This is a genomic window from Micromonospora sp. NPDC049523, assembly GCF_040676775.1.
GTDB lineage: Bacteria > Actinomycetota > Actinomycetes > Mycobacteriales > Micromonosporaceae > Micromonospora_G.
The window spans coordinates 35,334-56,694 of record NZ_JBFAPP010000013.1; the positions used below are offsets into that span (position 1 = coordinate 35,334).

The following is a 21,361-nucleotide window of genomic DNA, read 5'->3' on the forward strand; positions in this document are numbered from 1 at the left end:
GACGGTGTCACGGTGGTTGCAAGCGGAACTGATCCGGTGACGGCGACAACGGCGGTGTGGTGCGACCGGTGTGGCCGGTCGACCGGGGACGGTTCGCACGAGAGCTGCGCGGCGGCCCGCGCGCTGGAGCCGCCCCGGTTCTGCCCGCGGTGCCGGCGCCGGATGAAGGTGCAGGTCCTGCCGACCGGCTGGTCCGCCGTCTGTGTGGAGCACGGCGAAACCCACCAGTGAGCGGGCGGTTCGCCGAGTTCTCCGGTTGAGCCGTATTCGGCCGGCGGCCTACCGCGAGCGGCGGTGGTGTCGGCGGATCAGGAAGATCGGCAGTACGACGATCGCGGTGAGGATCCAGGAGAAGACCACCAGGCCCCAGATGAAGCCGTCCGCCTCCTCGGTCACGAACGCGCCGAGCGTCATCAGCAGCGCGAACCCGCCGACGCCGACGGTGGCTAGCCCGCTCAGCACCAGACCCACCACGGCCAGCCAGCCGTACGGCCGCAGCGGCGGCTTCGCCACCGGTTGGACCGGCGCCGGTACGGGGATCGCCTCCGGGGCCCTGGCCGGCATGTCGACCCGCAGCCTGGCCGGGATCCGGTCGTCGAGCAGCCGAACCGTGTCCGGGTGCAACTGGAACAGGGTCGGCTCGATCCGCATCCCGATACCGTCCAGCCCGATCACCTGGCGGGCGCCGTCCGGCCAGGCCAGCAGGGCTGCGGTCTCGATGTAGGGGACGCTCAGCGGCCCGCCCGGCCCGAGGTAGCTGACGCCGTCGGGGCCGAACCGCAGTTCCCCGTTGCCGTCGATCGAGGTGTACGACGTACCCGGCAGCGCGTCGGTGGAGCGGGTGGGTGCCTCGGCGAAACCGGCCCAGTCGGCGCGGCAGCCCTCCGGCACCATCAGCAGCGCCGAGGACATCACCTCTTCGGCGACCCGGTGCAGGTCGGCGACGGTGACCTGCTTCAGCTCGGCCCGGTACTCCTCCAGGCTCAGGTTGGGCGCCCCGACCAGGAGGTTGAAGGCGAAGCTCGGCAACCGGGCGGCGTGCACCGCCGCGGAGCCGAGCGCGTCGCTGACCTTGCCGACGTGCGCGTCGAGGTCGGACTGCTCGATCCGGCCGACGTTCAGCTTCGCCAGTACGTCGGCGAAACCGCCGAGTACGGCCCACTGCTTCTCCGGCAGCGCGTCGGCGAGCGCGCGGAGGCTGGCGTACTCGTGGTCGCGGGGCTCGTAGACGGCGGTGGCGGTGTAGGAGAGACCACCCTCCTGCCGCAGCGAGCGGAACAGTTCCCGTTCCAGCACCTCGGCGAAGACGCCAGCGGCGGTGTCCCGGCGGACCACCGCGTCGAGCGCGACGGCCCGGGACCCGCTGGTGAAGTAGGCGGGCGTGCTGGGCAGCGCGGACGACGGGGTGGGAACCGGGTGCCGGGTGCCCCCCGGCAGCGGCAGCCGCAGGCCGGCGGGCACCTGGGCGCCGGCAATCCAGAGCACCGCGTTCTCGCGGGTGAAGTACCGGCTCGCCCACGCCCGCAGGTCGTCCGGTTTCAGCATCGACAGCCCGAACTCCGGGTAGCTGGCCAGCCCGTGGTCACGGGCGCCGTGCCGCCACAGCGGCACCGCGTCCATCACGCCCGGCGAGCGGCTGCCCCATTCCGTACGGAGGATTTCCTTCTCCAGGTCGAACCGCTGCACCGGCAGATCGTGCAGGTTGCGGCAGACGGCGGCCAGGAAGTCGGCGATGTCCTGCTCGGAGCCCTGTAGCTGGAACCGGGTGACGGCCGGGCCGGTGGCGCCGTTGAAGTGGTAGTCGGCGAGTCCGATCGGCGCCAGCGCCAGGTGTTCCAGCAGGTGCGTGATGCCGCTGCGGGCGAGCGTCTCGTCGGCGGTGCCGACCCGGAAGGACAATGCGGCCTGCATCGGCCCGTCGGTCGGCGCGAGCAGCGTCGGTACGCCGTCCACCTCGAACTGCTGGATCATCGAGCGCCACCCTTCGCGTACGCCTCCGCCCGGAACTTCTGGAACTGCTCGGTCGCGTCGCCGAGGTAGCCGAACATCGCGTCGCTGCCGAGGTTGCCGAGGGCGGAGAACTGGGCTGCGGCCGCCTTGTGGTCGCCCATCAGGCCGAAGGCCATGGCGAAGGTGCCGCGTACGCCGAGCCAGCCCCAGCCGTGGCGGAATCCGGGGTGCCAGACCGAGCGTCGGGCCGCCTCCTGGATGCCCTGCCAGACCGGCATGCTGAGCAGGTACTCGCCGGCCTGCCGCGGGGTGTCCGATTCGAGTGCCTGCTCCAGGTGCGCGGTCACCACCAGTACGCCGTGGTGCCCGCCCTCGGGCGCCGCGTTCATGCACTCGCGGGCGAAGGTGTGTGCCGCATCCCAGGACCCGCCCCACTTCGGGCAGAGCTTCTGCAGCAGCGACTGCTGGCCGGGCAGGTGGTGCGGCTCGTGGCGGGCGAGCCGGTCGTAGCGTCGCCGCGCCTCCGACTGGCCCATCCCCAGGCCCATGGCGGTGGTGAGGCGCCAGTCCCAGGCGGTCACGTAGTCGGGGTGCCGGGCGGTGACGTCGATCAGGATCTGCTCGGCCTGACGCAGGTACGCGTGGAACTGGTCGAACTGCTCCCGGCTGACCTGGTTGGCCCGCTTGTCCGTACGGATCTTCCAGCCGGTCACGACGAGGCAGGCGGCGAGCAGGGTGGCCGGCAGGGCTTCACCGGGCTGCCGGGCCACCACCGAGCGGAGGAAGTCCTCGATCTCCGGGAGGTCGCTGGCGTGGTTGACCAGGTGCGAGACCGTCGTCGCGTCGCGCCCGTCGAAGAGCTGTTCCACGGCCGGCCAATCGGCGCCGGTCAGCGCCGCGCGCAGCCGCTTGACCTCGGGGAAGGCGGCCCCGGGGTCGAAATCCGGCGCGGGAAGGGGGGCGGGCATTGCGGGATCATAGGTGATCACGATGACGGCGTGGGTCCCGTGGCGAAGCACCGGCGACGGGTCGGATCGACAGCCGTCCACCCCGTACTCACTCGCGATATTAACGATTTGCCCACTTGAGCCCGATCTGCCTGGTTATGGTGCTTGACATCCACCAAAAAGGCGTTTAGCCATCAGCCGGCTGTTCGGTGCTCCCATGACCGCGGAGCCCCCTATTGCCGTCGGTGCTCATGGGAGGGCTGTTCTGTGGCGGGTCAAGTCACTTATCACGTTCGGCGGGCGATCCTGCCCGCATCAGCGGGGCTCGCCGCGGTTGCCGTCATCACCGCGATCGCCCTGCTGCTGGTCAACAGCAGGGGGGCGCAGGCGGCCCAGGCCCCCGTCGGTCTCGGCACGGCGGCGAACTTCTCCGTACTCGCCGGGTCCACCGTGACCAACACCGGCCCGAGCTTCCTCGCCCAGGACCTCGGCGTCAGCCCCGGCAGCTCGGCGACCGGCTTCCCGCCCGGACTCGTCGGCGGCACCATCCACCTCGCCGACGCCGTCGCCCTCCAGGCCAAGAACGACCTCACCACCGCCTACAACGACGCCGCCGGGCGCACCCCGTTCACCAACCTTCCCGCCGAACTCGGCGGCAGCACCCTCATCCACGGTGTGTACCGCATCGGCGCCGCCCAGCTCACCGGGCAACTCACCCTCGACTCGCAGGGCGACCCCTCGGCCGTTTTCATCTTCCAGATCGACTCGACCCTGGTCACCGCCGCGAACAGCAGCGTCATCTTCATCAACGGGGCCTCCCCCTGCAACGTCTACTGGCAGGTCGGCAGCTCCGCCACCATCGGCACGAACACCGCCTTCCTCGGCAACATCCTCGCCGCGACGTCCATCACCATGAACACCGGCGCCACCCTCCAGGGCCGCGCCCTCGCCCAGACCGGCGCCGTCACCCTCGACACCAACACCATCACCGAACCCCTCTGCCTGCAGCCGACCGGCACCCCCACCACCACACCGACGGGTACGCCCACCGCGACGCCAACCGGCACCCCGACGGGTACGCCGACCGGCACCCCGACGGGTACCCCCACCGGAACGCCGACCGGACCTCCCACGGGTACACCGACCGGCGGACCCACCGTCCGGCCGACCCGTACCCACCTGCCGATCACCGGTCCCGGAGGCGGGAACACCCTGGTACCGATGCTGACCGCGGCCGGAACCGGAATGGTCGTGGTGGGCGGACTGCTCGTCTTCCTCTACCGCCGCCGAATGCACGAGTCCTGATCCGGCAGTCCTGATCCGGCAAGTCCTGATCCACGACTCCTGATCAGGAGCGGCACGAGCCGGGACAGCACACCCATCGGGTTGGGTGTGCTGTCCCCGTGCCGTACGGGCCTGGGACTCAGAGACGACGGCGGTACGGCGCGAGCAGGAACCGCAACTGCCCGCTGACCCGCTCCCCCAGCGCCCCCCGTGGTTCGAGCGCCCAAGTGATCATCGTCCCGTTGTACGCGACGAGCAGCGCCTCGGCGAGCCCGTCGAGGTCGACGTCGGCAGCCAACTCCCCCGCCTGCACTGCCTCCGCCAGCAGGTCACGGATCCCGGCGCGCAGGGCGGCGGTGAAGTCCCCGGCCTGCGCGTACAGCTCGGGGTCGGTGAGGTCCATCATCAGGAAGGCCACGTGGTGCGCCATCTGCTCGTGCCGATGGATGCCCCCGGTCAACCCGACCAGCACGTCCTCCAACCGCCTCAGTGCCGGCACACCGGAGGCGCACGGGTGGTGGAATGCCTGGGTGACGTCGTGCACCCCGCGCCGGGACACCGCGACCAGCAGCCCGTGCTTGGACCCGAAACGCTTGACCAGGGTGGCCGGTGACGCGCCGGTACGCTGCGCGACATCGGCCAGGGTGAGGGCTCCCGGACCGAGGTCGGCGATCGCCGAGGCGGCGGCGGCGAGGATCTGGTCGTCGGTGAACGCCAGGGGGCGGGGACTCATGGACGGCAGTCTAGTTGATAGTAAATGAACCAGCATTTACTATCGGCAACGCACCCGACGGAAGGCAGGCAGGCCCGATGAGCACTCCCGAACAGCCCCTGACCGGACAGGTCGCTTTGGTCGCGGGCGGCACCCGGGGCGGCGGCCGGGGCATCGCCGTACAACTCGGCGCGGCCGGCGCGACCGTCTACGTCACCGGACGCAGCAGCCAGGCCGGGCGCTCGGACATGGACCGCCCGGAGACCATCGAACAGACCGCCGAGCAGGTCACCGCCGCCGGTGGCACCGGCATAGCGGTCCGGGTCGACCACGGTCAACCCGACCAGGTCCGGGCCCTGGTCGACCGGATCGCCGCCGAGCAGGACGGCCGGCTGGACATCCTGGTCAACTGCGTCTGGGGCGGCGACCCGCTGACCGACTGGACGAACCCGCTCTGGCAGCAGGACCTCGACACCGGCCTGCGGCTGCTGCGCCGGGCCGTCGACACCCACATCATCACCAGCCGCTACGCGCTACCGCTGCTCGTCGCGCGTGGGCGCGGGCTGGTGGTCGAGGTGACCGACGGCAACACGGCCCGCTACCGGGGCAGCGTCTTCTACGACCTGGCCAAGTCCGCCGTCATCCGCCTGGCCGTGGCCCAGGCCGCCGAACTGCGGCCGTACGGGGTGACGGCGGTTGCCATCACCCCGGGTTTCCTGCGCTCGGAAGCCGTACTCGACCATTTCGGGGTGAGCGAGGCGAACTGGCGGGACGCGATCGCCCAGGACCCGCACTTCGCCGAGTCCGAGACTCCGGCGTACCTCGGTCGGGCCGTCGCCGCCCTGGCCGCCGACCCGGAGGTGCTGGCCCACACCGGCCGGGCCCTCTCCACCGCCGCCCTCTACCCCAAGTACGGCTTCACCGACCTCGACGGCACCCAACCCGACTTCCCCGCCTACTGGGCCAAAGCCCTGGAAGCCGAACACGGCCCCCTCGGCACCCCCCTCTAGCCCCCACCCCCACCCCGCCCACCCCAGCGCACTAATACAGAGAATGAGTGGTGATCCGCGGATAACCCCTCATTCTCTGTATTAGGGCCGGCCTCGGCCCGGCGCGGGGGCGGGGGCGGGGCGGGGTTAGGTGAGGGTGCAGGGGGAGCCGTTGAGGGTGAAGGTGGTGGGGCGGGGGTTGGTGCCGGTGTGGGTGGCGTTGAAGCCGAAGCTGGTGGACGCGCCCGGCGCCAGCGTGCCGTTGTAGGAGAGGTTGGTCGCGGTCACCGAGGTGCCGGTCTGGGTGACGGTGGCCGACCAGGCCTGGGTGACCCGCTGGCCGGCGGTGTACGCGAACACCAGCGTCCAACCGTTGATCGTGCCGCTGCCGGTGTTGCGGACGGTGACAGTGCCGGTGAAGCCGTTGCTCCAGTCGTTGGTGGAGTACGTGACCGCGCACGGCCCGGCCGGGGCGCTGGGCAGCGTGGTCACGCTGACCGGTGCCGACGCGGCCGAGACGTTGCCGGCCAGGTCCACCCCGACCACGTAGAACTGGTACGCCGTGGCCGGCGTCAACCCGGTTACCGCGAGCGTCGTCGCGACCGGCGATCCGACGAGTACGTCCGTCGCGCCCGCCTCCCGGTAGACCCGGTAGCCGGCGAGGTCCCCGCCCGAGGACGGTGTCCAGGTCAGGGTGAGGCCGGTGGCGGTGACCGCCGAGGCGACCGGGGTGCCCGGCGTACCGGGTGGGGTGGTGTCGCCGCCGCCGCTGGCGGTGGTGACCGCGACCGGGGCGGAGGCGGTCGACCGGTTGCCGGCACCGTCGCGGGCCACCACGTAGAACTGGTACGCGGTCGCCGGGCTCAGCCCGGTCACCGCCAGCGACGCGGCGACCGGTGAGCCGATCAGGGTGTCGGTCGCCCCCGCCTCCCGGTACACGTCGTAACCGGCGAGGCCGCTGCCGCCGGTGTCGGTGGAGGCGTTCCAGCTCAGCGTCACGCCGGTGGCGGTGACGGCCGAGGCGACCGGGGTGCCGGGCGTGGTCGGCGCGGTGGTGTCCGGGGTGGTCGGGCCGGGCTCGGTGCCCCAGACCCGTACGCCGCCCTCGTAGAGCGGCACGTTCGGGTTCGGCCCGACGGCAGCCTGGTACGACGGGTCGTTGGCGGAGTTCCAGGTGCCGCCCTCCGGTACGCCGATCTTGAACTGGACCTCCATCCGGTGCGCCGACTGTCCGGCCGGGGCGATCGTGTACCCGGCGCAGTTGACCTCGACGTACCAGAGGTCGCCGGAGGCTTGGCGGGCGGTGCTCGGTGACGGGCAGCCCTGGGTGTATCCGCTGGTCACCTCGATGGCGCTGGTGCCCTCGTGGCGGAAGTAGTACCGGAACGTGGCGGCCTTGAGGGCGCGGGCGGGGAAGGCGGACTTGTTGTAGACGATCGCTTTGATGCCGGTGGACCGGGTCTCGTTCTGCATCATCGTGGTTTCGACGGTCAGCTCGTCGATGTCGGGTGTCTCGGTCGGCGGGAAGCTGGCGAGCGGGGTGCCGCCGTACTCGGAATAGAGCCGGACCAGCGCGGACGTGAAGCCGGCGTTGTAGTCGGTGGCGACCTCGTTCATCACGTAGTCGCCCCGGCTGTCGGTGTACGCGTCGTTCGGCGCGGACGGGCCGCCGACGAGCGCGCCGTAGAGCACGTGCCGGGTCTCGACCGGTACGGTCTGGCTGTCCCACCAGGAGCCGTGCGCGGTGCGGTGGTGCGGGTTTCGGGGCGAGTTGGCGCCGAAGCCGATCAGGTAGCTGGAGTTGCGCGGGTTGTCACCGAGCGCATAGTTGATCTGCTTGACCGCGAAGTCGTGGTAGCGCGTCTTGCGGGCGGTGTCGGTGGTCCGGTCGGCGTAGACCAGGGCGGCGAACGCGGTGTTGGCGGCGTAGCGCAGCGCTCCCCAGGTGTCGAGTACGGCCATCCCGCCGGGCGAGGTACGCACCTTCTCGCCGTTGACGCCGACGGTCCAGTAGTCGAGCCAGCGGTTGGCGTCGTCGACGTACTTCTGCCGGCCGGTCAGGTTCGCCAGCAGCACGTACGTGCCGAACTGCTTGTTGTCCCAGGCCACGGTCCACTTGTAGAGCCGGGTGGTGGACTGCGGTTCGGTGCCGAGGCGGTCGTACTCGGCTTCGGCCTTGGCCAGGTAGGCGGCCTCGCCGGTGGCCCGGTGCAGCCAGATCGCGCCCCAGACCAGTTCGTCCTGGTAGCCGCTCCAGGAGCGGTAGAAGCTGGTCACGTCGGTGATGCACTCGTGGTAGGCGCGGCGCACGGTGTCGGCGAAGATGTAGAGCTGGCGGGCGTGGCTGACCAGCCGGTCGGCGTAGGTCGGATCGGTGGGACGGAACACCATCGAGGAGGCGGCCATCGCGGCTGCCGTCTCCCCCGCCAGGTCCGCGCCGCCACAGCTCGCATCGATCTTGTACGCGGGCCGCGCCATCGGCAGCACCTCGGCCGGTCCCCACCACTTGTGGTCGTCGTCGCCCTTGCCGACCTGTCCATACAGGACGTTGGCGGACGGGTGCGCCTTGATGAAGTAGTCGTTGACGAAGCGCAGGTTGTCCAGCAGGTGCGGGAGTTGCCCGGATGCGGTGTAACCCGCCCGGTACTCGACCGCACCCCAGGCGAGCATGGTGGCGCTGAACGCCATCGGGAAGCCGAACTTGACGTGGTCGCCCGCGTCGTACCAGCCGCCGGTGAGGTCCAGGCCGGCGTCGGCACCGTCGGTGAGCGCGGAGTCGCCGCGCCAGGAGACCCGGTTCCAGTCGGGCAGGGTGCCGCTCTGCTGGGCCTCGTAGAAGAACAGCGACTTCTGCAACGCCTCGGCGTAGTTGTAGGCGGGTGCGGCGACCACCGGGCCGGGCGCGGCGGCGGCGGGTGGGCTGGTCGGGCCGGCGTGCAGGAGGGCGGCTGCGGTTACCGTGAGTAAGCCGAAAGTGGCGAATCTTCGGTACCACCGTCCGGGCCGGACCCTACCGGTGGGCCGGGCAAGTTGACCATTTGGCCAGGCCGGCGCGATGCTGGGCAGCACTAGACTCGCTCCTGTCCGTGGAGCCGCGCGCGGCAACGCGTAGCGGAGGACATTGGAGGGGCGGATGTGGGCGCATCCGCCCTTTCGCTATGTCATCGACTCGTGGGGGCGCGGCGGCAGCTTGGTGGGGTTCCGACGAGAGCGCGGGAGCGCTCCCATGGATGTGCACCAATGTAACCGCCCTGTTGCCGCTTTGTGAAGAGCGACCAACGCCAATGGCTGGTCGTCGCCGGGTGGCTGATCCCGCTCGGCTGAGCGTCCGCGTCAGCGACTGAGCGCGGGCGACCAACGGGTGGGCAGATCTGTCCTGGGATACGAACGTACGGTTGCCGCCCGCCAGCGGCTCGCGGGACAGTACGCGCAGATCAGCGGTGCCATCGATGCTGCCGCTCCACTGGAAACGATCTCCAGGAGGCAGCGATGGCACTACGCCTCGCCGACGGCACCGGATGGCAGCAGACCCTCGCCCGCGCGGTCACCGCCACTCCCGAAGCTTTCGACCCGGCCACGTCCGGCACCGTCACCCTGCGCAACCTGATCCAGGGTGCCTGGCAGTCGATCGGCACGCCGACGCCGGTCCGTACCCCGATCGACAACACCGTGCTGGTCGACCTGCCCCGGCTGGACGCCGACTCGGCCCACGCCGCGGTCGCCTTCGCCGCCGACGAGCACCGCGACTGGGCGGCCCGGCCGCTGGCCGACCGGAAGGCGCGGGTCACCGAGGCGCTGGACGAACTGACCCTCCACCGTGACCTGCTCGCCCTGCTGCTGGTCTGGGAGATCGGCAAGCCGTGGCGGCTGGCCTGCGCCGACGTCGACCGGGCGCTGGACGGCGTCCGCTGGTACGTCGACGAGATCGACCGGATGCTCGCCGACGGGCGAGAACCGCTCGGCGGCCCGGTCAGCAACATCGCAAGCTGGAACTACCCGATGAGCGTGCTGGTCCACGCCGAACTGGTGCAGTTGCTGGCCGGCAACGCGGTCATCGCCAAGACCCCGTCCCAGGGCGGAGCGGTCTGCCTGACCGTCGCGCACGCGCTGATGCGCCGGGCCGGTCTTCCCGCCACCCTGCTCTCCGGCGGCGGCGAGGAACTCTCCGAGGTGCTCGTACGCGCACCGGAGATCGGCGCGGTCGCGTTCGTCGGCGGCCGGTCCAACGGCGGCAAGGTCGCCGCCGCGCTGCTCGACTCCGACAAGCGGCACTTCATCGAGCAGGAGGGGCTGAACGCCTGGGGCATCTGGGAGTTCTCCCAGTGGGACATGCTCGCCAAGCACCTGAAGAAGGGCTTCGAGTACGGCAAGCAGCGCTGTACGGCGTACCCCCGGTTCGTGGTGCAGCGTGACCTGGTCGACCGGTTCCTCGACATGTACCTCCCGGTCGTCCGCTCCGTACGCTTCGGCCACCCGCTCGCCGTGGGCGACGACTGGGTCGACGGCGACGCCCTACCGGAGCTGGACTTCGGACCGCTGATCAGCGGCGCGAAGGCCGACGAACTGCGCCGCAAGGTCGAAGAGGCGGTACGCGGCGGCGCGATCCCGCTCTACCGTGGCCGGCTCGACGGGGCACCGTTCCTCGACGGCCAGGACACCTCGGCGTACGTCGCCCCCTCGGTGCTGCTCGCCCCGCCCGGACGGTCCCGGCTGATGCACGCCGAACCGTTCGGCCCGGTCGACACGATAGTGGTGGTCGACACCGAGGACGAGTTGCTGGCCGCGATGAACGCCTCCAACGGTGCGCTGGTCGCGAGCCTCGCCTGCGACGACGAGGACGAGGCGGCCAAGCTCGCGGTGGACCTCCAGGCGTTCAAGGTCGGCATCAACAAGCCCCGCTCCCGAGGCGACCGGGACGAACCGTTCGGCGGTCGCGGCGCCTCCTGGAAAGGCGCGTTCGTCGGCGGCGACCTGCTCGTGCACGCGGTCACCCAGGGCGGCTCCGACCAGCGGCTCTACGGCAACTTCCCTGACTACAACAGCTACCCCGCCACCTGACGCACCGGTCACCGGAGGCCGTAGCGCCGCCTCCGGGTGTTCCCGTATCCGCCGCATGCACGGTGACGGCCACACCTCCGGAAGCCGCACGTCGTCTGCACGGGTCGGCGGGTATCGGGATCGCGGGTCAGGCGGCCTCCGCGCTGCATGCCTCGACGGCAGGCCAACGCCGTACCGCGAAGGCGTGCGGGGTCGCGCCCATGACCCCTCGGAAATTCGCGCCCATGTGTGACTGGTCGTAGTAGCCAGCGTCCGTGGCCAGCTCAGGCAGCTTCTGTCCGATCCGGGCGAGCACCAGGCGAACACGGTCGATGCGTACGAACTGGCTTGGCGTCAGTCCCACGCCGTCGACGAAGACAGTGCGAAGGTGGCGTTCGCTGATGTTCAATCGTCGAGCGACGAGGCTGACGGGCTCACGTGGCGAGCCGTCACCGCCGGACAGCCTGGCTGTCGCCTCCGCGACGACCCGGCTGCGCAGACCGTCACGGTCGCCCTGCGCTGCCAGGGCCATCGGCAGGGCTCGGGCCAGCGACCGGAGTCGTGTCTCAGGAGAGTCCGGGGCAGACGACACGTGACCGTCTGCGATCAGCCGGACGAGAGTACGCATCGACTCGCTCTCCGCGTCGGCGACCGCAACGGCACGATCGGCAAGGTCTCGGAGCGGAAAACCGAGGACTTCCGCGGCTCGGCCGGGTCGGAACCGCAGTTGGAGGCAGTCCCGGCCCGGCCGGTCGACGTAGTACCTCGCCCGCGTCCGGGGACCCATGATCACGACCTCGTACGGGTCGGCAGACCCCGCGCGCCAGGTCAGCGTGGTGGCGTGATCGGGCTGTTCGAGCACGGCCGGGGCGTCGTGGACCACGGCCTGCGCTCCCAGCGTGATTCCGGAGAACCACGGCCGAAGCGCCCGCGCCACCTCCGGGCTGACCAACTCGTCGCGCTTCACGCTTCAGACCGTACGTCGTGGCCCGGGGCCGGGCCCAGCAGCCCGATCGAGCTGTGCCGAAAGTTCCTAGGCCTGGCTCGGGCGGTCCTGGAACCGTGACACCCATGATCCTCGTTACCGGTGCCTCCGGCACAGTCGGCCGGCACGTCATGCAGTTCCTCCAGCAGGGCGGGTATCGCGCTCGGGCGATGACGCGGGCCCGAGCCGGGCAGCCGCTGCCGCCCGGCGCCGACGTGGTACGAGCCGACTTCGACGACCCCGACTCGCTGCGCCGCGCGGTGACCGGCGTGCGTACCGTGTTCCTGCTGACCGCTCCGGCCGTACCGACGCCGGATCACGACCTGGCGCTGCTCGCAGCCGCTCGGTCGGCGCACGTCGGTGCGGTGGTGAAGCTTTCCGCGATCGGGACGGGCGAACGATTCGGCACCGCGACCGTTGGCGCCTGGCACCAGGCGGCCGAGGACGCCGTCCGCGCCAGCGGGATGGCGTGGACGGTGTTGCGGCCGTCGAGCTTCGCCTCCAACTGTCTCCACTGGGCGAGCATGATCCGCGCCGGGCAGCCCGTACCCAACCTCACCGGCGAAGGCACCCAGGGCGTCGTCGATCCCCGCGACGTCGCGCAGGTCGCGGTCGCCGCACTCACCGACCCCGTCCATGCCGGCAAGACGTACACCCTCACCGGTCCGGAACTGCTCCGCGTTTCCGACCAGGCGACTCAGCTCGCAGCGGTCATCGGCCGACCCGTCGTCACCGCGGACCTTTCCCCGACCGCCGCACGTCAGCAACTACTGGCCTCGGGGATGCCTCCGGCAGCCGTCGAAGCCACCACCGTCGGCTCCGCCTGGACACGCGCCGGGCACAACGCCACCCTCACCGACGACGTGAAAAAGGTGCTCGGGCGTCCTCCCGCGACCTTCCGGAGCTGGGCGCAGCGTCATCGGGAAGCCTTCGGATGAGATCCTCGGCTCGGCGGGATGCCAGCCAGTTTCACCTGACGGTCAACGCCGTACGGTCGTCCAGCTCGTCCTCCCAGTACCGCCTCAGCACGGCAGGCACGTCGCCGCGCAGCGCCTCACGTACCAGCTCCAACTCCTCGGCGGTCAGCGGGAAGGCGGGGAAGGCCCGACCGACCTCGGCGGCGAACGCCGACCCGCGCCGGGCCAGCGACGGGGCAACCCCGACATAGGCGGCGACGTACGGCGCGACAAGCTCCCGTTGCGACAGTGACCAGAGCCCGGTGGCCAACGCCCGGAAGCGGCGTACGGAGACGTCGGGGTGCTCGGTCATCGCCGCCCAGGCTGCCGATTTCGCCTCGATTGTGGGGCGGGCGGCCAGGGCGGTGACCGCACCGAGATCGCCTGCGGCAGTGCCGTCCCGCCGCCGCTCGGCCTCGATCTCCGGCGCCTCGATGCCGCCGAGTTCGGCCAGCCGGCGTACGACGGCCCAGCGCAGATCGGGGTCGAGCGGCAAACCCTGGTCGGTCGCGTCCGCGTCCAGCCAGCGTCGCAACAGCGCGGTGTCGCTCGTGGTACGGGTCAGCCCGCGCGCGAGCGCGATCGCGCGCTGCTCGTCCGGCTCGCCGTCGAGCGCGCACGCGGCGGCGATCACCTCGAGCGCGGCCGGTACGTCCGAGGGCGGCAGCACGCGCCGTACCAAATCGTTCAGGGTCCGGTCGAGGGCGGCGGTCACCAGGGTGGGTGACGACTCGCGCGGCAGCTGTCGCGCCAGCAGTTCCAGGTGCGTGGCCGGCGGAACTCGGTCGAGCACCGTCGTCCACAGCACCGCCCGCACGAGCGGGTCCGGCAGGGCGGCCAACGCGCGCGCGACGGTGTCGTACGACAACGGGTCCAGCTCGATCCGGGCGAAGGTCTCGCCGTGCGAGTTGGGCACGACGACCAGCCCGGCCCACTCCGGCAACTCCAGTGGCTCGTCCGCGAGGTCGACCAGACGCGAGCCGACCGGCTCCAGCGACGGGGAGTACGCCGTGACGGTGAACCGGTGTGGCCGGACGCCGTCCCGGGTCAGCACCGGAACGTCGCCCGTACGCGTGACCCGGATCATGTCGTGTCCGGACTGCCGCAGCCACACCTCGGCCCAACCGCGTACGTCGCGCGGCGAGGCGGCGTCGAGCGCCGACAGCAGGTCTTCGAGCGTGGCGTTGGCGAACCGGTGCCGGGTGAGGTGCGCGTTCACCCCGGCCAGGAAGTCCGCCTCCCCGAGCCAGGTCACCAGCTGCCGTAGGACCGCGTTGCCCTTGCCGTAGGAGATGGCGTCGAAGATCGTGGTGCCGGTGTCGACGTCGGGCACGTCCTCGGCGGCCGGTGCGACCGGGTGCGTGGAACGGCGCCGGTCGGCGAGGAATGCGCCGGGCTTGTACGCCGCCTCGAACGACACCCGGGTGCCGGCGTACCCGGCCACGGTCTCGGCGACCTCGAATCCCATGTAGTCCGCGAAGGACTCGTTGAGCCACGCGTCCTCCCACCACACCGGGGAGACCAGGTCGGCGAACCACATGTGCGACATCTCGTGTGCGATCACCATCGCGCGGCGCCGTCGGTCGTCGTCGGTCACCCTCTCGCGCGGCAGCATGGACTCGTTGAACGTGACGCAGCCCGGGCACTCCATCGCGCCCCAGTTGAGTTCGGGCACGAAGACCTGGTCGTAGGAGTCGAACGGGAACGGCTCGGTGAAGATCTCGGCGTAGTGGTCGAAGCAGACCTCGGTCACCCGCCGCAGCTCGGCGGCGTCGCGCTCCAGGTCCGCGGCAAGCGAGCGGCGCGCGTGCCATCCCATGGGTACGTCGTTGTGCTCCCACCGCACCGAGTGGTACGGCCCCGCCGCGACGGCGAACAGGTCGCACGGGATCGGCTGGGTGGTGGCGAAGCTGAACCGGCCCCCGTCGGTGACCGTGGGCAGCCCGTTCGACAGCACGGTCCAGGTCGGATCCGCGGTCACGGTCAGCGTGATCGGCGCTTTGAGGTCGAGCTGGTCGAAGCAGGCGAACAGGCGCTGGGTGATGTCCAGGCCGAGGTAGCCGCCGACGTACCGCTCGCCGTCGACCGGGTCGGTGAAGGTGTGCAGGCCTTCGCCGTCGGTGACGTATCGCAGCCGCGCGTCCACCACGACCTCGTGCGGACCGGGGGCCAGGCCGTCGAGCGCGGTCCGGGATCCGTCGTACGTCGGCGCGATCGTCGAGCCGTCGAGCGTCACCTCCAGCGACTCGGCCCGGTGCAGCTCAAGGAACGTATCGCCACCATTGGTGCGGAAGCGCACGACGACCCGGCTACGGAAGGCGTCCGGGGACGTGATGTCGAGCGCGAGGTCGTAGGAGACCTCGGAGAGCATGGCGGCCCGCGTACGGGCCTCGTCCAGGGTCAGTGACACCCCGACAGGCTACGGTCAGGCGATCGAAGCCAACAGCCGGGCGTTCTGCGCCGCGGCCGTCAGCGTCGAGCCGACCCCGTCGATGAATCGGCAGTCCGATCGCGGACTACGACGATTCGAAGGCCGGTGTCGTCGCGAAGGTGCCACCTCCGCGAGTCACTCAGTCGAGGCAGAACTCGTTGCCCTCGACGTCCTGCATCACGAGGCACGACTCGTTCTCGTCGTCGGCGAGCATCAGCCGTACGCGTACCGCGCCGAGCGCGATCAGTCGCGCGCATTCGGCCTCGAGTACGGCCACACGCTCCTCACCCACGAGGCCGGTGCCGACCCGCACGTCAAGATGCAGCCGATTCTTGACGACCTTGCCCTCGGGCACGCGCTGGAAGAACAGTCGGGGGCCCACACCCGAGGGATCGACGCACGCGAACGACGAGCCCTGACGCTCGGGCGGCAGCGTGCGATCGAAATCGTCCCAGGTGGCGAACCCCTCCGGCGGCGGCGGGACGACGTACCCCAGCACCTCGCACCAGAAACGAGCGACGCGCTCGGGTTCTGCACAGTCGAAGGTGACCTGGACCTGCTTGACCGACGCCATCGGTCCACCATAGATGCAGGTTGTTCCGCCGTCTCCACCCACCCCGAGAGGTACGGCTACTCCTCGTCGGCCAGGTCGGGCCGGTGCTCGCGGATCCACCGTTCGACATCCTCGGCGTTCCACACGTTGCCCTGCTGTAGTTCGGCGACGGGCGCCGGGAATCCCCGGTGTGACGTGATCGCGTAAACGCGCTGGCGGCTAATGCCGCCGAGCCGCATCCGGATCTCGTGAGCGCCCATGAGTCGCATACCCGGACCGGAGACACGCCGCAACGAGTCGCGAGACACGTCCGCTCCCATCCATCGGCGTCGGGCCTGGTTGTCCAGGCGTTGCGTCTGCGGGCTGCCGTGGCGCCCCTGCATCGACCGGCGCCCCCGAGCAGCCGGCCGAGCCGGCCACGCCGCCCCACCGAGTGAGACCACCGGCGACCCGTGACCAGGGCACGGCCGGAGCGTCTCTTGGCCCCTGTAGCGGCGCGGCGGTGATGGCCGTCAGGTCGGTGCGGACGCGAGGGTGTCCGCGACCGGGCGGCGTGCGGCGGCCAGCGCGGGGACGGCGGTGAGCGCGGCGACGGCGAGCAGGACGCCGAGTGCCGCGGCGAACATCGAGGAGGCGGGCGCGTACCGGTTGTCGCCCCCGGCGAAGAAGGTCACGAGACCGAAGGGGATCCCCGCGGCGACGCCCGGTATGGCGGGGAGCAGTTGCGCCACCGCCAGGCCGATGCCGGCCTGCGCGGGTGTCGCGCCGAGCGCGCGGGCGACCGCCAGCGGGTGCCGGGTGTCGAGGACGGCGGTCCAGGTGCTCACGACGGTGTTGAGCAGCGCGAGCAGGCAGACCACGCCGACGACGATGAGCAGGGCCTGGGTGGTTCGCTCGTCGCGGGCGTCGGGAAGGTCAGAGTAGCCGAGATCCACCGGCTTGCGCTCCTGCGCGAAGGCCATCAGTACGGCGGCGAGCGCGGTCGTGGTGACCAGGGTGTTCACCGTGACGAGCCGAGCGCGGCGCGGCCGGCGTGCGTTGATGCGTACGCCGATCAGCAGGGCGGTGGGCAGCCGGCGGGACAGCCAGATGGCCCACCCACGGCGGCGTGGGGGTGTGGCGGCATCGGCCAGCGCCTGGGTGGTGCTGGATGCGGCGGCGCGTACCACCGGCACCAGGGTCGCCGCGACCGCGATCCCGAGGGCGAGCCCGGTGGCGGCGACCACCAGACGCAGCGGTGGCGGGTCGACTCCCACCGAGCCGATGAGCCCCACCGTCGGGCGGAACAGCGCGGGCGCGGCCAGCCAGCCGGCGACCAGGCCGGTGCCGGCGGCGGCGAGGCCGATCACGAGATACTCGGCGAGGTGGACGGCGGCGATCATCGCCGGTCCGGCGCCGACGGCCTTGAGCAGTCCCACCCGGCGTCGCTGCCCAATGGCCCGACCGGCGACGATGCCGGCGACGCCGGCCACCGAGAGAGCGGTCAGCAGCCAGCTCCCGATCAGCAGGACCTCCCGTGCCTGCGCGTTCAGCCGGCCGTTGGCGTCGGCGATGTCCTGCCCGGTGCGGAAGTGCCAGCCCCGGAACCGAGGATTCCCCTGCGACGGGTCGACGACAGCGATCCCGGCCGCCGGGTCCGCGAGTTTCAGGTTCACCGTGTACGACAGCGGCCGACTGCCGGCGAGCCTGGCGATGTCACCACGGTCGGCCCAGAGCAGGCCGCCGCCCTCGGTCAGGATGCTGCCCGGCAGGTGCCAGCCGACACGCGGGTACGCGGGCCTGGCCGCGGTGACCGCGATCCCGGTCACGTGCAGCGGGTGACCCTCGACGCTGACCGGGTCGCCGGTACGCAGGCCGAGGGCGTCGGCGAAGGTCCGCTCGACGACCACACCGCCGGGGCGTACCCATGATCCTTCGGTAACCGCTGGCCGGTCGACCGCGGCCGGCGCCCCGTCGCGGCCCTCGACGACGACCCGTACGGTCGTGTCACGGGCGGTCAACGCCAGGAACGCCAGCGGGTACGGCCCACTGTGGGCGGCGACGCCGGGCAGGGCCGTCAGCGGCGCGAGCGCGTCCAGGGCCGCCGGCCCGGAAAATCCCGGCTCCACCACCAGGTCCGGTGCCGCGGTGGCGGCCCTGGTCTGCTCGTACGGGCGGGTGACGATCTCGTTGAGGGCGAGGCCGAGGGTCAGCGTCGCGGTCGCGGCGGTGACGGCGACCAGCAGCAGTACGGTCTCGGTCCGGCGCCGGGACAGGTCCCGCACCAGCAGCCGCCACACGAGCAGCAGGCGACCCGCCACGTCAGCGGCCCCCGCCGTAGACGGTCCCGGTGCCGGCACCGGCGAGCAGGCTGTCGTCGGCGAACGCCCCGTCACGCATGGCGATCACCCGGTCCGCGACCGCCGCGATGCGGGCGTCGTGGGTGACCACCACCAGCGTCTGTCCCCCGGCGCGCAACTCCTCGAACAGCCGCAGCACCTCCAGGGTGGCGGCGCTGTCCAGGTTGCCGGTGGGCTCGTCGGCCAGTACGACCAGCGGTTCGTTGCTCAGCGCGCGGGCGATGGCGACCCGTTGGCGCTGACCGCCGGACAGCGCCGACGGCAGATGCGTCGCCCGGTCGGCCAACCCGACCCGGTCCAGCAGGTCCAGCGCACGCCGACGGGCCCGCCCGGGTGCCCGACCGGCCAGCAGCGCGGCCATCTCGACGTTCTCCACCGCGGTGAGTTCGTCCATGAGGTGGAAGGACTGGAAGACGAGGCCGATGTGCTGTCGCCGCAGCCGGGCCAGGGCCCGTTCGCTCATCGTGTCGATCCGGTGCTCGGCCAGCCAGATCTCCCCGTCGGTGGGGCGTTGTAGTCCGCCGAGCAGGTGCAGCAGCGTGGACTTGCCGCAGCCGCTCGGTCCCATGATCGCCAGCGCTTGCCCGGCGGGTACGTCCAGGTCGACCTCGTCGACCGCGCGTACGAGCGCGTTGTCCCAGCCGTACCGCTTGGTCAGCCCGCGTGTCCGCAGCGCCGTGGATCCGGTCATGCCCCCGCCTTCCGTCCAGTGCGATCACGTCCGGTCCACATCCGCTCGCACGCCTCCAGCCACTCCAGGTCGGCCCGCAGCCGCAGTACGACGCCCTCCAGCAGCAGGCCGGCGACCGGATCCACCGACCGGTCCAGTGCGGCCCGCTGGGTGTCGCGCAGCCGGCGCAGCACCTCACGCCGCTGCGCGTCGACCAGGGCCACGGGGTCTGCCAACCGGGCGGACGCGGCTGCCACCAGCTTCAGGTGGAACTCGGTGAGGTCCGGCTTCGGCCAGCTCACCTCGGCCAGCCAGCCGGCGACCCGCTCCTGCCCCGCCGGGGTGAGCGCGTAGACCCGACGATCGGGCCGGTCCGGCAGACCCTCGGACCGCTCCGAGGCCACCAGTCCGGCCTTGGTCAGCCGGGCCAGCGTCACGTAGATCTGCCCGGCGTTCATCGCCTCGCCGAGCGGGCCGAGTGCGTCACGCATCCGGGCGCGCAGTTCGTACCCGTGCGTCGGCTCCTTCGCCAGCATGGCCAGCACCACGTCCTGCATCCCGGCACACCCCTCGAATAGACCGCTAATAGATAACCGCTAGCTATAGCGCTGTCAAATCACGGCCGGTCAGGGTCGGCCGTCACCGTTGGGTAGAGTGGCCGCGTCAGCGATGAGGGGAGGTGAGCCCGGTGAAGACCCGACGTCACGCCTGGGCGCTCCACCCGGCCATCCCTGTCCGCTGACTTCGCGTCGGGGAGAGCGCCCTCCTAACCGGAGGAACAATGACCCTCTCCCCGTTCCGCATCGACGTACCCGACGAGGTGCTCGACGACCTGCGGGCAAGACTTGCCCGTACGCGCTTCACCACCGCCAGCGGCGATCAGCCGTGGCAGGCCGGCACCGACCCCGACTACCTGCGACACCTGGTGTCCTACTGGCTAAATGGGTTCGACTGGCGCGCCCGGGAAGCCGAACTCAACGCACTGCCGCACCACCAGGCCCGGATCGACGGCCGCCGGCTGCACTTCCTGCACGTACGCGGGAAGCGGCTGGCCGGTGCGCCCGCACCACTGCCGCTGCTGCTGAGCCACGGCTGGCCCAGCAGCTTCGTGGAGATGCTGCCGCTGGTCGACCGTCTGACCGACCCCGCCCGCTACGGGGGCGACCCCGCCGACGCGTACGACGTGGTGGTTCCGTCGCTGCCCGGCTTCCTCTACTCGGATCTGCCGAAGGGTCCGCTCACCCGCGCGGCGATGGCACGGACGCTGCACCTGCTGATGACCGACATCCTCGGCTACCAGCGGTACGGCGCCTTCGGTGGCGATATCGGCGGTGTGGTCACCGGCTGGCTGGGCGCCCTGTACCCCGAGCAGGTCGCCGGCATCCACCTGATCCACCCGCCGTTCCCGGCCAACTTCGACGCCCGTCCGCTCTCCCCCGCCGAGCAGGCGTACCTCGACACCGAAGCCGCGTACGACCAGACCGACGGTGGTTACAGCGCCATCATGGGCACCCGGCCGGACACCATCGCGGCGGCGCTCAGCGACTCCCCGGCCGGGCTGGCGGCCTGGCTCGTCGACAAGTACCGGGACTGGAGCGACAACCACGGGGACCTGGAGAGCCGCTTCGACCGGGACACCCTGCTCACGATCATCACCCTGTACTGGGCGAGCGGCGCGATCGGCTCGACGTTCCGGCAGTATTTCGACTTCGACCACAACGGTCCACGGCCCGCCATCACCGTGCCCGCCGCGTTCACGGTGAGCACCGAACCGTCGCAGACCAACTTCCCGCGCGAGATCGCCGAACGCGCCTGCACCGACATCCGGCACTGGAGCGAACCGGGTAGGGGCGGGCACTTCATGCCGCTGGAGGAACCGGACCTGCTCGCGGGCGAACTGAGGCGGTTCTTCACGTCGCTGCGCCCGTACTGATCGGTCGAGGAGCCGGGTCGCGTCGGCCCGGCTCCGCTGCCGGGAACCTGATGCCGGCGTGGTGACTCGCAGGTGCATGAGAGTTTCGCGGTCGGCTGTCCTGCTCGTTCCGGTCGTTGTCGGTCTGCTCGCCGGGTGCACGGCCGCAGACCCCTCCGTACGGTCGGCTCCCGCTGTTCCGGCAGCGCCGAGCCCGGCCAGGACGGGCTGCGGTTCGCTGGTCGAAACCGGTCCGCTGCCCGAGTGGGCTCGGGCCGGGTTCTCCGGTGATTCGAGCATGCCGCACGTCATGGGCGACCGGGGAGACATCGTCGGCGCGATCTTCGGGTACCCGCTCACGGTTTCCAGGCCGGAGGGTCCGACCAACAAGATCCTCTGGGTGTCGAAGCTCCCGGACCCACCCGGCGATCTCGTGATCGACGCGGATCTCGACGGCTCGGACACCTCCGTCACCCGTCGCGTCGCCGGTGGGCCCGGACCGTCCATCGTCGACCTACCGGAGCCCGGCTGCTGGCATCTCACCCTCACCTGGTCGGGGCATACCGACACCATGGACCTCACCTACCGTTGACCGG

At 71.1% G+C, this 21,361-nt stretch carries 18 protein-coding genes; 7 read left to right on the top strand and 11 right to left on the bottom strand.

Going from position 1 to position 21,361, the window contains the following annotated elements; translation table 11 throughout:
* Positions 1-36: 36 nt before the first annotated feature.
* Entirely contained in the window at positions 37-231 is a 195-nt protein-coding gene (locus tag AB0J90_RS21145; RefSeq protein ID WP_363598285.1) for a hypothetical protein, read from the top strand.
* 48 nt (positions 232-279) lie between these two features.
* Here AB0J90_RS21145 and AB0J90_RS21150 read toward each other — a convergent pair whose 3' ends face one another.
* Positions 280-1,971, bottom strand: coding sequence for an insulinase family protein (locus AB0J90_RS21150; RefSeq protein WP_363598287.1), 1,692 nt, complete (start codon positions 1,969-1,971; stop codon positions 280-282).
* Positions 1,968-2,918: a hypothetical protein gene (locus tag AB0J90_RS21155; protein WP_363598289.1), complete on the bottom strand. Its 951-nt coding sequence runs from the start codon at positions 2,916-2,918 to the stop codon at positions 1,968-1,970. Before AB0J90_RS21155 ends, AB0J90_RS21150 begins: the two co-directional genes overlap by 4 nt.
* A gap of 246 nt (positions 2,919-3,164) precedes the next feature.
* Between AB0J90_RS21155 and AB0J90_RS21160 the strand changes: the two genes are divergently transcribed.
* The gene (locus tag AB0J90_RS21160; RefSeq protein WP_363598291.1) at positions 3,165-4,202 is read left to right on the top strand and encodes an ice-binding family protein; all 1,038 of its coding nucleotides are present in this window, start codon (positions 3,165-3,167) and stop codon (positions 4,200-4,202) included.
* A 118-nt stretch (positions 4,203-4,320) separates the two neighbouring features.
* Here AB0J90_RS21160 and AB0J90_RS21165 read toward each other — a convergent pair whose 3' ends face one another.
* Positions 4,321-4,914 carry a TetR/AcrR family transcriptional regulator gene (locus AB0J90_RS21165; protein ID WP_363598293.1) on the bottom strand — a complete coding sequence of 198 codons (594 nt, stop codon included), beginning with the start codon at positions 4,912-4,914 and terminating at the stop codon, positions 4,321-4,323.
* A 77-nt stretch (positions 4,915-4,991) separates the two neighbouring features.
* Here AB0J90_RS21165 and AB0J90_RS21170 point away from each other — a divergent pair, with 77 nt between their 5' ends.
* The gene (locus tag AB0J90_RS21170; protein WP_363598295.1) at positions 4,992-5,903 is read left to right on the top strand and encodes an SDR family oxidoreductase; all 912 of its coding nucleotides are present in this window, start codon (positions 4,992-4,994) and stop codon (positions 5,901-5,903) included.
* A 126-nt stretch (positions 5,904-6,029) separates the two neighbouring features.
* Here AB0J90_RS21170 and AB0J90_RS21175 read toward each other — a convergent pair whose 3' ends face one another.
* Complete coding sequence (locus AB0J90_RS21175; protein WP_363598297.1) at positions 6,030-8,774, bottom strand: glycoside hydrolase family 9 protein; 2,745 nt, start codon at positions 8,772-8,774, stop codon at positions 6,030-6,032.
* Between the two features lie 597 nt (positions 8,775-9,371).
* Here AB0J90_RS21175 and AB0J90_RS21180 point away from each other — a divergent pair.
* Complete coding sequence (locus AB0J90_RS21180) at positions 9,372-10,940, top strand: aldehyde dehydrogenase family protein (protein ID WP_363598299.1); 1,569 nt, start codon at positions 9,372-9,374, stop codon at positions 10,938-10,940.
* 127 nt (positions 10,941-11,067) lie between these two features.
* On the opposite strand, the gene AB0J90_RS21185 is transcribed toward AB0J90_RS21180, so the two are convergent.
* Positions 11,068-11,886: a helix-turn-helix domain-containing protein gene (locus tag AB0J90_RS21185; RefSeq protein WP_363598301.1), complete on the bottom strand. Its 819-nt coding sequence runs from the start codon at positions 11,884-11,886 to the stop codon at positions 11,068-11,070.
* Positions 11,887-11,990: 104 nt separating this feature from the next.
* On the opposite strand from AB0J90_RS21185, the gene AB0J90_RS21190 reads away from it, so the two are divergent.
* Positions 11,991-12,842 carry an NAD(P)H-binding protein gene (locus AB0J90_RS21190; RefSeq protein ID WP_363598303.1) on the top strand — a complete coding sequence of 284 codons (852 nt, stop codon included), beginning with the start codon at positions 11,991-11,993 and terminating at the stop codon, positions 12,840-12,842.
* A 31-nt stretch (positions 12,843-12,873) separates the two neighbouring features.
* On the opposite strand, the gene pepN is transcribed toward AB0J90_RS21190, so the two are convergent.
* From pepN to AB0J90_RS21220, 6 genes are all read right to left on the bottom strand, one after another.
* On the bottom strand, positions 12,874-15,270 hold the full coding sequence (pepN, locus tag AB0J90_RS21195; RefSeq protein WP_363598305.1) for an aminopeptidase N: 2,397 nt from the start codon (positions 15,268-15,270) through the stop codon (positions 12,874-12,876).
* A gap of 160 nt (positions 15,271-15,430) precedes the next feature.
* Positions 15,431-15,865, bottom strand: a complete 435-nt coding sequence (locus tag AB0J90_RS21200) for a VOC family protein (RefSeq protein WP_363598307.1) — start codon at positions 15,863-15,865, stop codon at positions 15,431-15,433.
* Positions 15,866-15,921: 56 nt separating this feature from the next.
* A complete protein-coding gene (locus tag AB0J90_RS21205) occupies positions 15,922-16,113 on the bottom strand; it encodes a DNA-binding protein (protein ID WP_363598309.1) in 192 nt (63 codons plus the stop codon).
* Positions 16,114-16,356: 243 nt separating this feature from the next.
* The gene (locus AB0J90_RS21210) at positions 16,357-18,144 is read right to left on the bottom strand and encodes an FtsX-like permease family protein (protein ID WP_363598311.1); all 1,788 of its coding nucleotides are present in this window, start codon (positions 18,142-18,144) and stop codon (positions 16,357-16,359) included.
* A gap of 1 nt (position 18,145) precedes the next feature.
* Complete coding sequence (locus AB0J90_RS21215) at positions 18,146-18,874, bottom strand: ABC transporter ATP-binding protein (protein WP_363598313.1); 729 nt, start codon at positions 18,872-18,874, stop codon at positions 18,146-18,148.
* Positions 18,871-19,410 carry a PadR family transcriptional regulator gene (locus tag AB0J90_RS21220; RefSeq protein WP_363598315.1) on the bottom strand — a complete coding sequence of 180 codons (540 nt, stop codon included), beginning with the start codon at positions 19,408-19,410 and terminating at the stop codon, positions 18,871-18,873. Before AB0J90_RS21220 ends, AB0J90_RS21215 begins: the two co-directional genes overlap by 4 nt.
* A gap of 224 nt (positions 19,411-19,634) precedes the next feature.
* On the opposite strand from AB0J90_RS21220, the gene AB0J90_RS21225 reads away from it, so the two are divergent.
* Both AB0J90_RS21225 and AB0J90_RS21230 read left to right on the top strand, forming a co-directional pair.
* Complete coding sequence (locus AB0J90_RS21225; protein WP_363598317.1) at positions 19,635-20,786, top strand: epoxide hydrolase family protein; 1,152 nt, start codon at positions 19,635-19,637, stop codon at positions 20,784-20,786.
* Positions 20,787-21,063: 277 nt separating this feature from the next.
* A complete protein-coding gene (locus AB0J90_RS21230) occupies positions 21,064-21,357 on the top strand; it encodes a hypothetical protein (RefSeq protein WP_363598319.1) in 294 nt (97 codons plus the stop codon).
* The last annotated feature ends 4 nt before the right edge of the window (positions 21,358-21,361 follow it).